A 17120-nucleotide genomic window follows, 5' to 3' on the forward strand; every position below is an offset into this window, starting at 1 on the left:
CGCCCGACCGTCGGCCGCCGCTCGGAGTTGCCCGTGAGTTCCGGACTGTTAGCGCTGCTCGACGACGTCGCCGCCCTGACCAAGGTCGCGGCGGCGTCGGTCGACGACGTGGTGGGATATGCCGCCAAGGCGGGTGCCAAGTCGGCCGGGGTGGTGATCGACGACACCGCGGTGACGCCGCGCTACGTGGTCGGCTTCACGGCCGACCGCGAGCTGCCGATCGTCGCCAAGATCGCGGTGGGGTCGCTGCGCAACAAGCTGCTGTTCCTGCTGCCGGCGGCGCTCGCGCTCGGCGTGTTCGCGCCCTGGGCGATCACGCCGCTGCTGATGCTGGGCGGCGCCTACCTGTCCTTCGAGGGGGCCGAGAAGGTCTGGGAGGCGATCGTGCCGCACAAGGGCGGGGAGGAGCGCCTGGAGGCGGCCCGGGCGGTGCTGGATGCCGAGGCAATGGAGCGCCAGCGGGTCGCCGGCGCGATCCGCACCGACTTCATCCTGTCGGCGGAAATCATGGCGATCACGCTGTATGCGATACCGGCCACCGACTTCTGGTCGCGGGCGGCGGTCCTGGCGCTGGTCGGGGTCGGCATCACCGTCGGGGTGTACGGGGCGGTGGCGCTGCTGGTGAAGGCGGACGACTTCGGCGTGCTGATCGGCCGCAACCGGTCGCAATCCTTCCTGGGATCGGTCGGCCGGGTCCTCGGGCTGGCGATCGTGCGGACCATGCCGCTGTTCCTGGAACTGCTGGCGACCGTCGGGACCGCGGCCATGCTGTGGGTCGGCGGCGGGATCGTCGTGCACGGTCTCGAGGAGCTGGGCCTGCCGTGGCCGGCCCACGCCGTCGAGGCGATCGCCGGGGCGGTCGCGCATCGGGTTCCGGTGGCGTCGGGAGCGGTCGAGTGGCTGGCCGGCGCCGTCGCCGCGGGAGTGGCCGGACTGCTGCTGGGCGCGACCCTGATCCCGCTGGTGTCCGGCGTGCTGGTCCCGCTTTGGGGTCGGCTGTCGGCGTTCCGGCGGTGAGCGGGCGACGGGAAGGCCGGGCGTGCTGGGAAGGCCGGGCGTGACCCGCCGGCCCGGGACGCTGGCCGCCCTGCTGTCGGCGGTCGTGCTGGCCGGCTGCCGGGCGGATACGGTCCCGCTCGACCTGCGGACGATCGCCCGCAGCGGCAAGCCGAACGACGCGCTGGCCTGTCCGCCCGGGCTGTGCCGGGCCGCGGCCGACCGGGACGGCCCGTTCTTCGAGCTGCCGGTCGACCAGCTGTCCGCCCGCGTCGCGGCAATCCTGTCCGGCCGCCCCCGGACCGAGCTGGTCGCCGAGGATCGCGACCTGCACCAACTCGTGTTCGTGCAGCGCTCGGCGGTCTTCGGGTTTCCCGATACCGTCCGGGTCCAGGCGGTGGCGTCCGGCAGCGGCTCGGCGCTGATCGTCTACAGCCGCTCGAACTACGGCCACTGGGATTTCGGGGTCAACCGCGCGCGGGTCGAGCGCTGGCTACGGATGCTCGTGGCCGGTTGATTTGCCGTGTGCGGGGGACCCGTCGTCCCGGTTGCCGGCCGGAACCAACTTCAGGAATGTCTTGCGATGACTGCTTGCCGGGTCCCGCCGACATCCCAGGCCGGCGCCTCGCTGGGGAATACGGTCTGCGGGAAACGCGAGCGTCACGCAGGTTCCGGCGTCGACCTCGCTCCGGATCGACAGCGTCCCGCCGTGAAGCTCCAGCAGGCTTCTGGTAATCGCGAGACCCAGGCCGGTGCCGACCCGTTCGGCAGCGACGCCGCTTTCGCTGCTGTTGAACGGGGTGGTAACCCAGGCGAGCCGGCTGCTGGGGATGCCGGCGCCGGAATCCTCGACCGAAACCAGCAGTTCACCGTCGCCGCCGACCGCCGCGGCGATTTCGATCGTGCCGCCTGACGGGGTGTGCCGGATCGCGTTCGACAGCAGGTTGATGATCATCTGCCGGACCGCCTTCGGATCCGCCCGGAGCCAGCGCGCCGCTTCGCCGATGCGCGCGTGGCAATCGATCGACTTGTCGTCGATCAGGGACCGCAGCGTCCGGATGCATTGTGCGGCGATGTCGTGCAGATCGACCGTTTCGTGCTGGAGGACCATCATCCCCATCTCGACCCGGGACAGGTCGATAAGGTCGTTGATCACCGAGACCAGGTGGACCCCGCTTTCGGCGACGTCGTTGGCATACTCCCGGTACTTGGTGTGCGCCAAGGGGCTGTTGCCGTAGGTCTGATCCCGGATGATCTCGGCGAACGCGATGATGGCGTTCAGGGGGGTGCGGAGTTCGTGACTGACGCCTGCCAGGAACACGGACTTGTGGCGGTTCGCCCGCAGCGCCGCGTTCCGGGCCTCGATCAGGTCCCGTTCATGGGCCTTGCGCTGCGAAATGTCGCGCACGCAACAGACGACGGCTGGTCCGAACCCGAGACGCGTCGTACTGGCCAAGACCTCGACCGGCAGGGCTGTGCCGTCCGGCCTGGTAACCACCTCCTCGAAGAGTATCGGATCGGCATGGTCGTCCGGAGTGCTGGGCAAGTCGCCAACATTCCTGCTGTTCAGGCCCAGGCTGTCCAGGGGCTGACCGATCATGTCCCGGAGTTCGTGGCCGAGCAGTTCCGCCGCCCGCTCGTTGGACCTGACGACAAGGCCCGTCTGGGCACTGAGGACAAGTATGCCGTCGGCACAGGAGTCGAGGATCACCCGCTGCTCGCGCTCTGCCTCGGCCAGCAGGGACTCGCCGGCCTTGCGCTCGCTCACGTCGCGGATCAAGGCGATGAAGACCTGGGTCCCGTTCAGTTCGGACCGGCAGATCGACGCTTCGCCATCGAACTCCGTCCCGTCGCTTCGCTGCCCCCGCACCTCCGTCCGGTCGTTCTTCATGCGGGCGGTCACCCCGCTGTCGCGGAAATCGGCAAGGTGTCGGGAGTGAGCCGATCGGTGCCGTTCCGGGATCAGGATGTCGAGCGGGCGGCCGAGAAGACTCGAACGCGCATACCCGAACAGCTTCTCGGCGCTCCTGTTGACGAACACGATCTCCGCGCGGTCGCTCACCGCGACCACCGCCTCGCTGAGTGTATCGAACAGGACATGACTCGGACTGGTGTCCATCGTCTCTCGGCTCGCAGCAGATCTCGGGTTCGGTGGGCCGGCCGGGTTCGGGCCGAACGGAGCGTGGAGCGCGGAGCCTCGACCGCTGCCTCCGGGTGTTCCCTCAGGCGGCGCGGATGCGCTCGAAGAACGCCTCGATCCCGGCGCGCAGGCGCTGCGTGCGCTCCGTCACTTCGCGGGCGGAGCCTTCGACCTCGGACGCGCCGTTGCTGACCTCGCGCGTCCCGGCCGTGACGTCGACGATGGTGCTCGACACCTCGTGGGTGCCGACCGCCGCCTGCTGGACGTTCTGGGCGATCTCGGCGGTCGCCGACCCCTGCTGCTCGATCGCGGAAGCGATCGAAGTGGATATCTGGTCGATCCGACGAATGGTGTCGGTGATCTCGCGAATGGCATCGACCGCCCCGGCCGTCGCCGACTGCATCTCGGCGACCTTGCCCGAGATCTCCTCGGTGGCCTTGGCCGTCTGGGTCGCGAGCGACTTCACCTCCGACGCGACCACGGCGAAGCCCTTTCCGGCCTCGCCGGCGCGCGCCGCCTCGATCGTGGCGTTGAGGGCGAGCAGGTTGGTCTGGCTGGCGATGTCGTTGATCAGCTTGATCACCTCGCCGATCTTCTGCGCAGCCTCGGCAAGACCCTTGATCTGGACATTGGTGCGCTCGGCGCTGGCGACCGCGGTCGAGGTGATCCGGGCCGACTCGCCGACCTGCCGGTCGATCTCCATGATCGAGGACGACAACTCCTCGGCGGCCGAAGCCACGGTCTGGACGTTGCTGGAGGCCTGCTCGGACGCCGCCGCGACACTCACCGACTGGTCCATCGTCTGCTGCGCGGTTCCCGTCATCGATTGCGCCACGGCGCGCATCGCGTCGATCGCCTCGCCAACGAGGCCGAGGACGCCCTCGCTCTCGCTTCTGAAATCCCGAATGGCCTGATCCATCCGGTGCTGGCGGGCCTGTCGTTCCGCCAGCATCTCCTCCTGGTAGACGGAGATCGCGAAGTCCATGTCGATCATGATGGCCTTGGTGGTCGCCGTGACGGCGGATGCGGCCTTCGCCGTCGACCAGCGGTTTCGCCTGATGATGATGTCGACCAGTTCGCACATCACGTAGTTGTAGCCGCCGATGTACCAGCGCGGCTCCAGGCCGATCCGGTTATGAGCCGACCCGATGCGGCGCACGCTCGCGACGTAGCCGGCGTCGAAGCCGCTCGTGAACAGCCGCTTCCAGTGCGCGTTCTGGGCCGCGGTGAGGGTGGACGCCTTGTCGCCGACCAGGCGGGCCAGCGCGGGGACGGCCAGCACATGGCGGTAGAAGCCTTCGAGGATCCGGGGCAGTTCGGGCTCTATCAACTGCCAGGTTTCGCGAAGCACCGCCGTGGTCTCGTCGTCCGCTCGCATGAACCGGAGACGGGTCGCGAGGTCTGAGGTGTCGGAGCCGGTTGCGGGGTGCATCACACTTCTCCTCCTGGAAGCCACCGGGGGAGTGTCGAAGGCAATCGATTCAGATTTCGTTGAGTTTTGAGAAAATGACTCCCTACGATCGTAGGGCTGGACATCCGAACTATCAGCGCAAGATCTCTGTTGCGGATGATAAATGTAGATCCATGCGAAGTTTGTTGATCGTCGACGACCACGCGGTTCTCAGGGAAACGCTTGCCGAGTACTTCAAGGCATCGATTCCTGGCTTGGAGGTGTCGGAGGCCGGTGATTTCGCGGAAGCGTTGCGAGTCTTAGACTCCGGCGAGGTTCCCGACCTGATACTAATCGACTTCAGGTTGCCCGGCGATTCGGGGATCGCCGGGATCCAGAAGGTCGTGGAACGGCATCCTGGCGTTCCGGTGGTTCTGTTCTCCGGTGCCGTCACGGAAGCCGAACTCGAGGCGGCGCGGTCGGTCGGGATCGCCGGCTACATTCCGAAGAGCTTCGGGGCCCGGTCCGTCCTCGATCTCGTCATCAAGGTGTTCCGCGACGGCTCGTACTTCCCGCCATTGTCCGGCTCGATCGCCCGGACCCTGAGCCAGAACGGAGGGAAACCGTCCGGCTCTTCGTCGCCGACGCTGACCGCGCGGCAGATGCAGATCCTGAGTCGGATCGTCGATGGCCGGACCAACAAGGAAATTGCCAATGACCTCGGGATATCCGAGGCCACCGTGAAGGAACACGTGTCGCGGATCTTCGATATTCTTGGTGTCCGCAACCGGGCCGATGCGGTGGCGTCGGCTCTGCGCCTGTCGATCGTCTGACCGGCGATCGAGGCGGGCGGGGGCGGGAAATGGACAAGCGTGCGGATCCGAGCCTGTCCGATTCCGAGGTCCGGCGACGCCATGCCCTAGTCGAGCAGTTGACCGGCATCGGCTACTGGGAAGTCGACCTCACAAAGCGGACGTTGCTCTGGTCGGCGGCCACCTACCGGCTCTTCGGGGTCGACCCGGCGACCTTCAAGCCGTCGCTGGACCGGTTCGACCGGTTCATCCATCCCGACGACCTGGAGGCGGTCCATGCGGCGATCCACGCTTCCCGGGATGGCGGGACGGCCTACCAGATCGAGCACCGGATCGTCCGGCCGGACTCGACGGTCCGCCATGTTCTCGAGCACGGGCAGCACGAGTATGACGAGGCGGCTCGCCCGATCTTCTTCCGCGGGACCGTCCAGGACATATCGCCGATCAACGAGATCCGCGAGCGGCTGGTCCGTGCCGAGCGGGAAGCGACCCTGTCGCGGGTGATGGGCGAAGTCGCCCACGACTTCAACAACCTCCTGTCCGTGGTCTCGGGCAACCTCGACATCCTGCGGATCCGATACGGGGACATGCCCGACGCCGGACGGTTGCTCGACCGGGCGCAGGCGTCGGTGGTCAACGGCGCGGCCCTCGCCGAGCGGCTGCTGGCGTTCTTCAACCGTCAGCTCAGCGTACCCGTCACGATCGATCTCGGTACGACCGTGCGGGAGTTCCTGCCGACGCTGGCGCGGGTCGTCGGCGAACAGGTCGTCATCGATTTCCGGTCGACGCTCGACGGGGTGCTGTGCAGGCTCGACAAGGTGCGGTTGGAGACCGCTCTCCTGAACGCCGTGTTGAACGCCCGCGATGCCATGCCCGGCGGCGGCCGAATCACGCTCTCGATCTCCGGGGCCGCGGACCCGGCGGCCCCGATGGTGCGGCTTGCCATCGCCGATACCGGGACCGGGATCCCCCCGGCGATCCGGGAACAGGTCTTCGAGCCGTTCTTCACGACCAGGTCCAACCACGGGGGCACCGGGCTCGGGCTCGCGATCATCCGTGACTTCGCGCAGGACTCCGGCGGAACCGTGGCGCTTCGGTCGGCTCCGGGGAAGGGCACGACGCTGTCGATCCTGCTGCCCGTGCAGGTCGGGGCCGAACCGCCCGACCGGCAGCCCCCGCCGCTGCCGGTGGTGCGCCAGACAGGTCGGACCATCATCCTGGTCGAGGACAATCGGAACGTCCTCGAGTTCGTCGAAGAGGGGCTCTCCGACCTGGGGTTCGAGGTCGCCGCGTTCGGTCTGCCGGCGCACGCACTCGGCTACCTGGAGGAGACGACCGCGACGGTGTCTGCGATCCTCTGCGACGTCAGGCTGCCGGGCTCGATGGACGGCTTTGCGTTCGTCAGAGCGGCTCGCCGTCTTCGGGCGGATCTGCCCGCGCTGTTGATATCCGGGAACGTCGGTCGGGTGCCGAACGGCAAACTGCCGGCGGGACCCGACACGCGGCTCCTCCGCAAGCCGTTCCGGATAACCGACTTGGCCGCCGCCCTGCAGGACCTGATCCGGCCGGGATGACGCGATTCGCATCGTCATCCGGCGATCCCCCGGGACGCGCAAGGCCGCATCGAAGGCCGGCCTAAGCCGCCGCGTCGACGACGTACCACCCGGTCAGGGCGAACTGCACCGCGACGAAGGCGACGAGGCCGATCCAGCTGACCCGGGTCGCGACGTCGGGGCGGTGCCGCGCGTCGGCCCACTCGGCCACGACGGCGACGAGCAGCACGAAGGCGATCATCGCGAAGGTCGCGAGCTCGATGACGTCGGCCAGCGAGAAGCTGCCGCCGAACGGCAGCGAGGCGTCGAGGACGTACTTGTTCCCGACGGCGGCGAAGATGGCCGCGGTCGCGAGGCCGAGGCGGGCCCGGAGGCCGACCGCCTGGCGGATCGTCTCGACTGCGCCGGTTGCCGCGACCAGCAGCATCAGGGCGGCGGCGACGAAGAAGCCCACGAAGGCGGTGAAGAAGATGCGCAATCCGTCGCGTTCGATCGCGACCGACGCGGTCAGGCGGCTGTAGGCGGTATATCCCGCCCCCTCGATCCCGAAATTGGTGCGGTAGAGGAAGTCGGCCGTTTCGAGGGCGAGCGCGCCCGTCGTCCAGCCGGTGACGTGCAGGGACGGCTCGATCACGCTGTTGCGGGCGTCGGGAACCAGGCGCAGCCGCGTCGCGTCGCTCCCGACGCTCTCGACGACGATGGAAGGCCGCTGATCGTCGAAGGGATAGTCCTGCACGTCCCAGCGCTGATTGAGCACGGCCTGGACCTTGATCATGTCCGTGAACCGGCCGTTCGGCAGGGCCTCGCGGTATTCCTTCTCGACCTGGATGGTCTGGGCGTTGACGATCTCGAGGGCGGCCGCCGGCCGGAACTCAGGGTCGTCGTGGCTGGCCCACAGCCAGAACGTCGTCCGGAAGGTCTCGCGCGCGAAATCCAGCCCGTGCAGGCTCGAGACATAGACCCCGACCGTGACCTCCCGCGGTCCCGGGGCTGCCGGGATGGCCGCCTGGGTCGCGGCGGCATGTGCCGGACCGGCCAGCGCGGTCAGGAAGGCGAGGAGGCGAGCGAGGTGGAGCAGCGGCCGCAGCATCGGCGATCAGTAGGGCCGCCGCCGTCGCCGGACATTGATCCGGGTCAAAGCGCCCGGGCCCCGCCGGACGCCGCGCCGGCGTCCGCTTCGGAACCATCAACGATATCGAGAGGAAGGATGGTGGGCGCGACTGGGATTGAACCAGTGACCCCTACGGTGTGAACGTAGTGCTCTCCCGCTGAGCTACGCGCCCGCCCAAGGGAGACCGGTTTCTACGGGCGCGCCGTGGCCTTGTCAACGCCCGATCAGCCACTCAGGCCGAGAAGTTCCAGCAGCCGGTCGAGGCGGTCGATCCGGGCGTCGACGTCGATCTCGGCCAGCGGCTTGCGGGCATAGCCGTAGGTGACCAGCACGGCACCGGTGCCGGCGGCCCGGGCGACCGCGGCGTCGTGCTCGTTGTCGCCGACCATCACCGCCCGCTCGGCCGGAGTCCCGAGCAGGTCGAGGGTCCCGAGCAGGTGGCCGGCATCGGGCTTGCGCACCGGAAAGCGGTCGCCGCCGGCCGCCGCCTCGACCATGCCGGCGAGCCCGAGAGCCTCCAGCACCGCGGCGGTGGCGGCCTGCGGCTTGTTGGTGCAGACCCCAACCCGGATGCCGGTCCGGCGCAGCGCGGCCAGGGTCTCGGGAACCGAGGGATAGACGGTGGTCGCGGCGGTCGCGTCGGCCTCATAGTGGGCGATGAAGCGCCGGGTCAGCGCGTCCAGGGCAGCCGACCCGGCGGCCGCGCCGGTCGCCGCCATCGCGCGGTCGACCAGGACCCGGGCACCGTCGCCGATGAAGCTGCGGACCTCGGCCATCGACAGCGCACGCCGGCCCTCCTCGTCCAGCAGGCGGTTGGCGGCCCGGCCCAGATCGGCGGCGCTGTCGATCAGCGTGCCGTCCAGGTCGAAGACCACGGCGTCGACCGGGCGGCCGGCGAATCGGGCGGGCGAGGGCATCGGGGCTGTCTCCACGGGAAGCGGGCGGCGGGATCGGTCGGCGAGTGTCGTCCAGGGCCGGGGAGTCCGGCAAGCGCATTGCCGCACCGCCGTCCGCCGCCGTCATGGATCGTCGTAATTCGTGACTTCGTTCCGACTCAATGGCATGGCAATTTCCGGCAACAGTCGGAATCAGGATGGAGAAGCGTGCGATGACGGATCGCCTCGCCGCGGTCGTGCTGGCCGCGGGCAAGGGGACGCGCATGAAGTCGGACCGGCCGAAGGTGCTGCACCCGGTCGCCGGCCGGCCGATGATCGACTGGGTGCTGGATGCGGCCGGTTCGATCGGCGCCGATCCCGTCGTGGTGGTTACCGCCCCCGACCAGGACGCGGTGCGGCGCGCCGTCGACGGGCGGGCGACGGCGGTGGTGCAGGAGCAGGCGCTCGGTACCGGCGACGCCGTCAAGCCGGCGCGCGAGGCGCTGGCCGGGATCGCCGCCGCCGGCGGCACGGTGCTGGTGCTGTACGGCGACACCCCGATGATGTCGGCCGCCACGCTGGCCCGGATGGTCGAGGCCCGTAGCGGCGTCGAGGACCCGGCGGTCGTCGTGCTCGGCTTCGAGCCGGAGGACCCGGGGCTGTACGGGCGGCTGGTTCTGGGCGCCGACCACGGTCTCGACCGGATCGTCGAGGCCCGCGACGCCGGCCCGGTCGAGCGCGACATCCGGCTGTGCAACGGCGGGGTGATGGCGATCGACGCCGCCGCCCTGTTCCCGCTGCTCGACGCCGTCGGCAACGCCAACGCCAAGGGCGAGTACTACCTGACCGACATCGTCGGGATCGCCAACGAGCGCGGCCGGCGCTGTGCGGTGGTGACCTGCGACCCGATCGAGGCGATGGGCGTCGACAGCCGGCACGGCCTCGCCGACGCCGAAGCCGCCATGCAGGCGCGGCTGCGGGCGGCGGCGATGGCGGGCGGTGCCACGCTGGTCGCCCCGGAGACCGTCTTCCTCAGCCACGACACCCGGCTCGGCCGCGACGTGACGGTGCAGCCGCACGTGGTGTTCGGTCCGGGCGTCAGCGTCGCCGACGACGCCGAGATCCGCAGCTTCAGCCACCTCGAGGGCGCCACCGTCGGAACCGGCGCGATCGTCGGGCCGTTCGCCCGGCTGCGTCCGGGCACCGAGATCGGGGCCGGCGCCGTGATCGGCAACTTCGTGGAGACCAAGAACGCGGTGCTCGGGGCCGGGGCGATGGCCAGCCACCTGTCGTTCGTCGGCGACGCCCGGGTCGGGGCCGGCGCCAACCTCGGGGCCGGCACCGTCACCTGCAATTTCGACGGCTTCGACAAGCACCGCACGGACATCGGCGCCGGCGCGTTCATCGGCTCCAACACCGCGCTGGTGGCGCCGCTGACCGTCGGCGACGGCGCCATCGTCGGGGCCGGGTCGACCGTCACCGGCGACGTCCCGGCCGATGCGCTGACCGTCGAGCGGGCCGAGAGCAAGACCATTCCGGGCGGGGCCACGCGGTTCCGGTCGCGCCGGGCCGGATCGGGAGAAGACTGAACCATGTGCGGTATCGTTGGAGCCCTGACCGGCCGGCCGGCCGCGCCGCTGATGCTCGACGCCCTGCGGCGGCTGGAGTACCGCGGCTACGACTCGGCCGGCATGGCGACCGTGGTCGGCGACGCCCTGCACCGCCGCCGGGCCGCCGGCAAGCTGGCCGAGCTGGAGGCGGTGCTGGCCGCCGATCCGCTGCCGGGCACCTCGGGCATCGGCCATACCCGCTGGGCCACCCACGGCCCGCCGACCGCCGAGAACGCCCACCCGCACGTCGCCGGGCGGGTCGCGGTGGTCCACAACGGCATCATCGAGAACCACGCCGAGCTGAAGGCCGAGCTGAAGGCCGAGGGCGTGGTGTTCACCAGCGACACCGACACCGAGGTGGTCGCCCACCTGCTCGACCGGGCGATCCGGGCCGGGCAGACCCCGCAGGCGGCGATGGCGGCGCTGATGCCGCGCCTGACCGGCGCCTTCGCCTTCGTGGTGCTGGTGGCCGGCGAGGAGGACCTGCTGATCGCCGCCCGCCGGGCGTCGCCGCTGGCCATCGGGGTCGGCGACGGCGAGGCGTTCGTCGGCTCCGACGCGGTGGCGCTGGCGCCGCTGACCCGGCGCATCGTGTACCTGGAGGACGGCGACTGGGCGGTGGTGCGCCGGTCGGGGGTGCAGGTGTTCCGCGACGCCGGCGTGCCGGTCCAGCGGCGCGAGCAGATCTCCACGGTCAGCGCCGCCATGGCCGGCAAGGGCAACTACCGGCACTTCATGGAGAAGGAGATCCACGAGCAGCCGGAGGCGATCGCCCACACCCTGCATGCCGTGCTGGATTCCGGGACCGGCGCCGCGACCATCCCGGCGCCGCTGGATGCCGCGACGATCCCGAAGATCACCATCGTCGCCGCCGGCACCAGCTACTACGCCGGCCTGACCGGGCGGTACTGGCTGGAGTCGTTGGCCGGGATCGCCACCGAAGTCGAGCTGGCGAGCGAGTTCCGCGACCGCGACGCGGTGCTGCCGGAGGGCGGCGTGACCATCGCGGTCTCACAGTCGGGCGAGAGCCTGGACACCCTGATGGCGCTGCGCCGGGCCAAGGCGCTTGGCCAGAAGACCCTGGCGATCGTCAACGTGCCGGAGAGCACGATCGCCCGCGAGGCAGACGGCGTGCTGCTGACCCGGGCCGGGCCGGAGTTCGGGGTCGCGTCGACCAAGGCGACCACGGCGCAGCTCACGGCGTTCTGCTCGCTGGCGGTGGCGCTCGGACGCAAGCACGGACGGCTGTCGGAGGAGCGGGCGGCCGAGCTGCGCCGGGCGCTGGCCGGAGTGCCGGGCCGGGTGGGGGAGGTCCTGCAGCGCGAGGCGCAGTACCAGCGGGTCGCCCGCGAGCTCGCCCATTCCCGCGACGTGCTCTACCTCGGCCGCGGCCTGTCCTACCCGATCGCCCTCGAGGGGGCGCTGAAGCTCAAGGAGATCACCTACATCCATGCCGAGGGCTATGCCGCCGGCGAGATGAAGCACGGGCCGATCGCGCTGATCGACGAGAAGATGCCGGTGGTGGTGCTGGCGCCGAGCGACGGCTGGTTCGAGAAGACCGCCTCGAACGTCGCCGAGGTGCGGGCGCGCGGCGGCCGCGTCATCCTGCTGACCGACGCCGCCGGAGCCGAGCGGCTGGCCGAGAAGGACGACCACGTGATGATCCTGCCGGATGTCGAGCCGGTGGTGGCGCCGATCCTGTATGCGGTTCCGGTCCAGCTCCTGGCCTATTACGCGGCGGTCGAGAAGGGCACCGACGCCGACCAGCCGCGCAACCTGGCGAAGAGCGTGACGGTCGAATGAGCCCGCTGGCATGAGAAGGCTGGAATGAGCGCGGGCGGCGCCCCGGACGCGGCTGCCCTGTTCGAGCGGTACCGCACCCCGAAGCCGCCCGAGACCACCGATGGCGACCGGTCCCTGGCCGAGGCGGCCGAGCGCGCCCGGGTGCGGGTCGCGCCGGACGGCATCGAGGTCGCGGCTTATCGCTGGCGGGCGCCCGGCGGTGACGGCCGGCCGCCGGTCCTGCTGGTGCACGGCTGGGCGTCGCGCGCGACCCATCTCGCGGCGTTCGTCCGGGCGCTCAACCGGGCCGGCCGCGATTGCCTCGCCTTCGACGCCCCGGCCCATGGCGAGAGCCCCGGCCGGGCCACCAGCATGCCGCAGGTAATCCGCTGCATGCGGGCGGTCGTCGCCGAACTCGGCCCGGTCGACGCGGTGGTCGGGCACTCGTTCGGCGGCATGGCGGCCGGGCTCGCCTTCGCCGAGCGGCCGGAGCCCGGCGTTCCGCTGGCGGCGCGGGCGCTGGCCCTGGTGGCAGCGCCCAGTACGATCGACAGCATGACCCTGCGGTTCCTGCGCGGGGAGGGGCTGCCGGACGAGCTGATGCCGGGCCTGCACCGCGTCCTGCACGACGATTTCGGGTACGACGCCGCCGACTTCGATCTGGTCAAGGCGGCGGACCGGCTGCCGTCGAGGCTGCTGATCGCCCACGATGCCAGCGACCCCGAGGTGCCGGTCGCCGATGCCGAGCGGCTGGCGGCGGCCCGGCCGGACGCCCGGCTGCTGGTGACCGAGCGACTCGGGCACCTGCGTATCCTGTTCGGCCGGCCGGTCCTGAACGCGGTCCTGAAGCTGACCGCTTCCTGATCCTCGCCGGTGGACAGCCGGCCGCCGGCGTCCCATGTCCTGGAGGCCGGCAGCGGGCCGGCGGTGCGAAGGAGGGAGCGATGCGGATCGTCCTCGCGATTGTGCTGCTGGGGGCGTTGGTGCTGTTCGCGGTGGCGCGGCCGGCGGCGGCTTCGTCGAAGCAGGACGAGGCTCGGGCCACGGTCGAGGCGGTCCTGGACCGCCTGGGCGTGGACCGGTCGCGGATCAAGTCGATCTACCTGGCCCCCGAGGGGTTCTCTCAGGACCGGCCGGTACAGAGCTATGTCGGCTGGGTGTCGTTCACGGACTGCCAGGGCAACCTGGTCATCGACCTCGGCGCGACCGAAGCGGTGCGGACGATCTACACCACCGGCGACTGCAAGGTTCCGGGCGTCGACTGAGCGCCGGGATCGCGCGCCATCAGGTGCTGGTCGCGGTACACGCCGGCATGCTTGAGCGCGCGCGGCACGGTGCCGACGACGACGAAGCCGAGGGACTCGTAGAGCCCGATCGCCGCGGCGTTGTCGGTCAGCACGTTCAGGTCGATGGCGTCCGAGCGGGTTTCCGCCTCGGCCAGGGTCGCCGTCATCAGAGCCCGACCGACCCCGCCGCCGCGCAGGCCGTCGCGGACGTAGACGCCCCAGACATAGGCCCGGTGCCGGGTGTTGGCGGCTGCCGGCAACAGCCAGCCGGCCATGCCGACCGTGTCGTCGCCCAACTGCGCGGCATAGACGCCGATGTCCGGCGACGCCAGGCGGCTACGCCACCAGACCCCGCGGCGGTCGACCTCCTGGTGATGGGCGGTGCCGAAGACGTGCGGGGCGCGCTCCAGCGACTCCAGGCGTATCGCCCGGAACGTCGTCCAGTCGTTCGGGCCGAGCTTGACGATCACGGGGGCACTCACCGGTCGGCGTCCTTTCAAACGGGGCGGCGGGGCCTATAGTACGCGCAGCGTTCCCGGCCCGGCGACCCGCCGGTGACGGATCCGAACCCGATCAGCGGACCTTCCCATGAGCGACCCCGTCGTCGATCATCTGTTGGCGCGCCACGACGCCATCGTGACCGACCTCATGACCCTGCTGCGGATGCCCAGCGTCAGCGCCGACCCGGCCTTCGCCCGGGGCATGGACGATGCCCGCCGGTTCCTGCTGGACCGCCTGACCGCGATCGGCATGGAGAACGTCCGGCTGCTCGACGGCGGTGGCCAGCCGGCAGTGTACGGCGACTGGCTGCACGCGCCCGGCAGGCCGACCCTGCTGGTCTACGGTCACTACGACGTGCAGCCGCCGGACCCGCTCGACGCCTGGACCACGCCGCCGTTCGAGCCGGCGATCCGCGACGGCAAGCTGTTTGCCCGCGGCGCCTCCGACGTGAAGGGCTCGACCATGATCGCCATCGAGGCGGTCGCCGCCCTGCTGGCGGTCGAGGGGTGCTGCCCGGTCAACGTGAAGTTCTTCCTCGAGGGCGAGGAGGAGACCGGCAGCCCGAGCCTGCGGGCGATCATCGGGCGCTACCGCGACCTGCTGCGGGCCGACGGCGTGCTGTCGGCCGACGGCGGCCGCGCCAGCCGGGAACTGCCGACCGTCAATACCGGGGCGCGCGGCGCCAACGGCCTGGAGTTCACCCTGCGCACGGCGTCCGGCGACCTGCATTCCGGGCGCTACGGCGGGGCGGTGCGCAACGCCCTGCACGAGATGGCGGCGCTGATCGCGACCCTGCACGACCGCGACGGCCGGGTGGCGGTCGCGGGCTTCGACAGCGACGCGGTGCCGGTGACCGACCGCCAGCGCGCCGACGTCGCCGCATTCCCGTTCGATGAGGCCGCCTTCGTCGAGGAGGTCGGGGCGGCGCCCCACGGCGACCCGGCGTACTCGATGCGCGAGCGGATCACGCTCAGGCCCTGCCTGGACATCAATGGCATGTGGGGCGGCTATCTCGGCGCCGGTTCCAAGACCATCATCCCGGCCGAGGCGCACGCCAAGGTCTCGGTCCGGGTGGTGGCGGGTCAGGACCCGCGCCGGGTGGTCGACGCGGTTGCGGCGCACCTGCGCCGGCACTGCCCGGCCGGCGTCGAACTGACCTTCGGGCGGATCGGCGACGGCTCGCCGGCCTCGACCCTGGCCCCCGAACATCCGTTGGTGCGGGCCGCCGAGGCCGTGCTCGAGGCCGAGACCGGGCGACGCCCGATCCATGTGCGGCTGGGCGCCAGCGTGCCGATCACTGCGATCTTCAAGGAGACGATGGGGATCGACACGCTGATGTTCGGCTTCAACCTGCCGGACGAGCCGGTGCACGCGCCGAACGAGTTCTTCCGTATGGAGTCGATCGCCATGGGCCTGCGTGCCTGGCCGGCGATCCTGCGCCGGCTCGGCGAGTTCGCGCCGGCGGATTTCCGCCCGGTAACCTGATCCGGGGCGGCCGACCCTTTCAAACCGCAGTGCCGTTCCTATAGTACGCAGCAACCGCTTAACCGAACGATCCGGAGGAAATCATGGATCTCGTCAGCCGCCTGAAGGATCCGAGCCTGTTCCGCCAGCAGGCCTATGTCGACGGTGCCTGGGTCGACGCCGACGGCGGCGGCACGGTCGACGTCGACGATCCGGCGACCGGCCGGAAGATCGGCACCGTTCCGGACATGGGTGCGGCCGAGACCCGGCGCGCCATCGAGGCCGCCAACCGGGCCTGGCCGGAGTGGCGGGCCAAGACCGGCAAGGAGCGCGCCGCGATCCTGCGCCGGTGGTTCGACCTGATGATGGCCAACCAGGACGACCTGGGCGCCATCATGACCGCCGAGCAGGGCAAGCCGTGGGCCGAGGCGAAGGGCGAGATCGCGTACGGAGCGTCGTTCGTCGAGTGGTTCGCCGAGGAGGCCAAGCGGGTCTACGGCGACATCATCCCGAACCACGCGCCCGGCAAGCGCATCGTGGTGATCAAGCAGCCGGTCGGCGTGGTCGGCTCGATCACGCCCTGGAACTTCCCGAACGCCATGATCACCCGCAAGTGCGCGCCGGCCCTGGCGGTCGGCTGCCCGGTGGTGATCAAGCCGGCGAAGATGACCCCGTACTCGGCGCTGGCCCTGGCCGAGCTGGCCGAGCGCGCCGGCTTCCCGAAGGGCGTGTTCAACGTGGTGATCGGCAAGAGCGCCAGCGCCATCGGCACCGAGCTGGCCACCAACCCGATCGTCCGCAAGATCGGCTTCACCGGCTCGACGCCGATCGGCAAGGAACTGATGAAGCAGGCCGCCGGCACCGTGAAGAAGATCAGCCTGGAGCTCGGCGGCAACGCGCCGATGATCATCTTCGATGACGCCGACATCGACGCCGCGGTGCAGGGCACCATCGCCTCGAAGTTCCGCAACGCCGGCCAGACCTGCGTGTGCGCCAACCGCATCTTCGTGCAGGACGGCATCTACGACCGCTTCTCCGAGGCGCTGTCGGCGGCGGTCGGCGCGATGAAGCAGGGTGGCGGCTTCGAGGACGGCGTTGTGCTCGGCCCGCTGATCGAGGGTGCCGCCGTCGACAAGGTCGAGGAGCACGTGCAGGACGCCGTCGCCAAGGGCGCCAAGGTCGCCTATGGCGGCCAGCGGCTCGCCGACATGGGCCCGAACTTCTACAAGCCGACGGTGCTGACCGGCACCACGCCGGACATGAAGATCTTCCGCGAGGAGACCTTCGGCCCGGTCGCCCCGCTGTTCCGCTTCAAGGACGAGGCCGAGGTGATCCGGCACGCCAACGACACCGAGTACGGGCTGGCGTCGTACTTCTACGCCCGCGACCTCGGCCGGGTGTGGCGGGTCGCCGAGGCGCTGGAGTACGGCATGGTCGGCGTCAACGAAGGCGTGATCTCGACCGAGGTGGCGCCGTTCGGCGGCATGAAGGAGTCCGGCCTCGGCCGAGAGGGCTCGAAGTACGGCGCCGACGAGTTCGTCGAGCTGAAGTACATCCTGATGGGCGGCATCGGGGCGCCGTAAGGCGCTCCCGGGCCGCG

At 70.4% G+C, this 17120-nt stretch carries 15 protein-coding genes and 1 tRNA gene; 10 read left to right on the forward strand and 6 right to left on the reverse strand.

Translation table 11 applies throughout. The annotated features are described in order from the left end of the window. The first annotated feature begins 33 nt into the window (after positions 1-33). On the forward strand, positions 34-1017 hold the full coding sequence (locus IE246_RS24500) for a DUF808 domain-containing protein (protein WP_189994684.1): 984 nt from the start codon (positions 34-36) through the stop codon (positions 1015-1017). A gap of 40 nt (positions 1018-1057) precedes the next feature. Then, positions 1058-1513, forward strand: coding sequence for a DUF1499 domain-containing protein (locus IE246_RS24505; protein WP_189994686.1), 456 nt, complete (start codon positions 1058-1060; stop codon positions 1511-1513). Here IE246_RS24505 and IE246_RS24510 read toward each other — a convergent pair. Both IE246_RS24510 and IE246_RS24515 read right to left on the reverse strand, forming a co-directional pair. After that, complete coding sequence (locus IE246_RS24510) at positions 1490-3115, reverse strand: PAS domain-containing sensor histidine kinase (RefSeq protein WP_189994688.1); 1626 nt, start codon at positions 3113-3115, stop codon at positions 1490-1492. The genes IE246_RS24505 and IE246_RS24510 overlap by 24 nt on opposite strands. A gap of 103 nt (positions 3116-3218) precedes the next feature. Next, positions 3219-4568 carry a globin-coupled sensor protein gene (locus IE246_RS24515; protein WP_189994690.1) on the reverse strand — a complete coding sequence of 450 codons (1350 nt, stop codon included), beginning with the start codon at positions 4566-4568 and terminating at the stop codon, positions 3219-3221. A gap of 164 nt (positions 4569-4732) precedes the next feature. Between IE246_RS24515 and IE246_RS24520 the strand changes: the two genes are divergently transcribed. Further along, positions 4733-5359: a response regulator transcription factor gene (locus IE246_RS24520; RefSeq protein ID WP_189994692.1), complete on the forward strand. Its 627-nt coding sequence runs from the start codon at positions 4733-4735 to the stop codon at positions 5357-5359. Between the two features lie 29 nt (positions 5360-5388). Further along, positions 5389-6912, forward strand: a complete 1524-nt coding sequence (locus IE246_RS24525) for a PAS domain-containing hybrid sensor histidine kinase/response regulator family protein (RefSeq protein ID WP_189994694.1) — start codon at positions 5389-5391, stop codon at positions 6910-6912. A gap of 61 nt (positions 6913-6973) precedes the next feature. Here the strand turns inward: IE246_RS24525 and IE246_RS24530 are convergent, their stop codons facing one another. The 3 genes from IE246_RS24530 to gph all read right to left on the reverse strand — a co-directional run bounded on the left by IE246_RS24530 (position 6974) and on the right by gph (position 8919). Beyond that, entirely contained in the window at positions 6974-7981 is a 1008-nt protein-coding gene (locus tag IE246_RS24530; RefSeq protein ID WP_189994696.1) for a ligand-gated ion channel, read from the reverse strand. A 118-nt stretch (positions 7982-8099) separates the two neighbouring features. Then, positions 8100-8174: transfer RNA gene (locus IE246_RS24535), tRNA-Val, on the reverse strand. A gap of 52 nt (positions 8175-8226) precedes the next feature. Beyond that, positions 8227-8919 carry a phosphoglycolate phosphatase gene (gph, locus tag IE246_RS24540; RefSeq protein ID WP_189994698.1) on the reverse strand — a complete coding sequence of 231 codons (693 nt, stop codon included), beginning with the start codon at positions 8917-8919 and terminating at the stop codon, positions 8227-8229. Between the two features lie 191 nt (positions 8920-9110). On the opposite strand from gph, the gene glmU reads away from it, so the two are divergent. The 4 genes from glmU (at position 9111) to IE246_RS24560 (ending at position 13534) form a co-directional block, all read left to right on the forward strand. After that, entirely contained in the window at positions 9111-10466 is a 1356-nt protein-coding gene (glmU, locus tag IE246_RS24545; protein ID WP_189994700.1) for a bifunctional UDP-N-acetylglucosamine diphosphorylase/glucosamine-1-phosphate N-acetyltransferase GlmU, read from the forward strand. Positions 10467-10469: 3 nt separating this feature from the next. Beyond that, the gene (gene glmS, locus IE246_RS24550) at positions 10470-12290 is read left to right on the forward strand and encodes a glutamine--fructose-6-phosphate transaminase (isomerizing) (protein ID WP_189994701.1); all 1821 of its coding nucleotides are present in this window, start codon (positions 10470-10472) and stop codon (positions 12288-12290) included. Between the two features lie 24 nt (positions 12291-12314). Next, complete coding sequence (locus IE246_RS24555) at positions 12315-13133, forward strand: alpha/beta hydrolase (RefSeq protein ID WP_189994703.1); 819 nt, start codon at positions 12315-12317, stop codon at positions 13131-13133. Between the two features lie 80 nt (positions 13134-13213). Beyond that, positions 13214-13534 carry a hypothetical protein gene (locus tag IE246_RS24560; RefSeq protein ID WP_189994706.1) on the forward strand — a complete coding sequence of 107 codons (321 nt, stop codon included), beginning with the start codon at positions 13214-13216 and terminating at the stop codon, positions 13532-13534. On the opposite strand, the gene IE246_RS24565 is transcribed toward IE246_RS24560, so the two are convergent. After that, the gene (locus IE246_RS24565; protein WP_189994708.1) at positions 13495-14037 is read right to left on the reverse strand and encodes a GNAT family N-acetyltransferase; all 543 of its coding nucleotides are present in this window, start codon (positions 14035-14037) and stop codon (positions 13495-13497) included. The genes IE246_RS24560 and IE246_RS24565 overlap by 40 nt on opposite strands. A gap of 106 nt (positions 14038-14143) precedes the next feature. Between IE246_RS24565 and IE246_RS24570 the strand changes: the two genes are divergently transcribed. Beyond that, positions 14144-15541 (forward strand): dipeptidase, encoded by a 1398-nt coding sequence (locus IE246_RS24570; protein ID WP_189994709.1) that lies wholly within the window; start codon positions 14144-14146, stop codon positions 15539-15541. A gap of 83 nt (positions 15542-15624) precedes the next feature. Beyond that, entirely contained in the window at positions 15625-17103 is a 1479-nt protein-coding gene (locus IE246_RS24575; RefSeq protein WP_189994711.1) for an NAD-dependent succinate-semialdehyde dehydrogenase, read from the forward strand. Positions 17104-17120: the final 17 nt, after the last annotated feature.

Source organism: Thalassobaculum fulvum, assembly GCF_014652915.1.
Classification (GTDB): domain Bacteria; phylum Pseudomonadota; class Alphaproteobacteria; order Thalassobaculales; family Thalassobaculaceae; genus Thalassobaculum_A; species Thalassobaculum_A fulvum.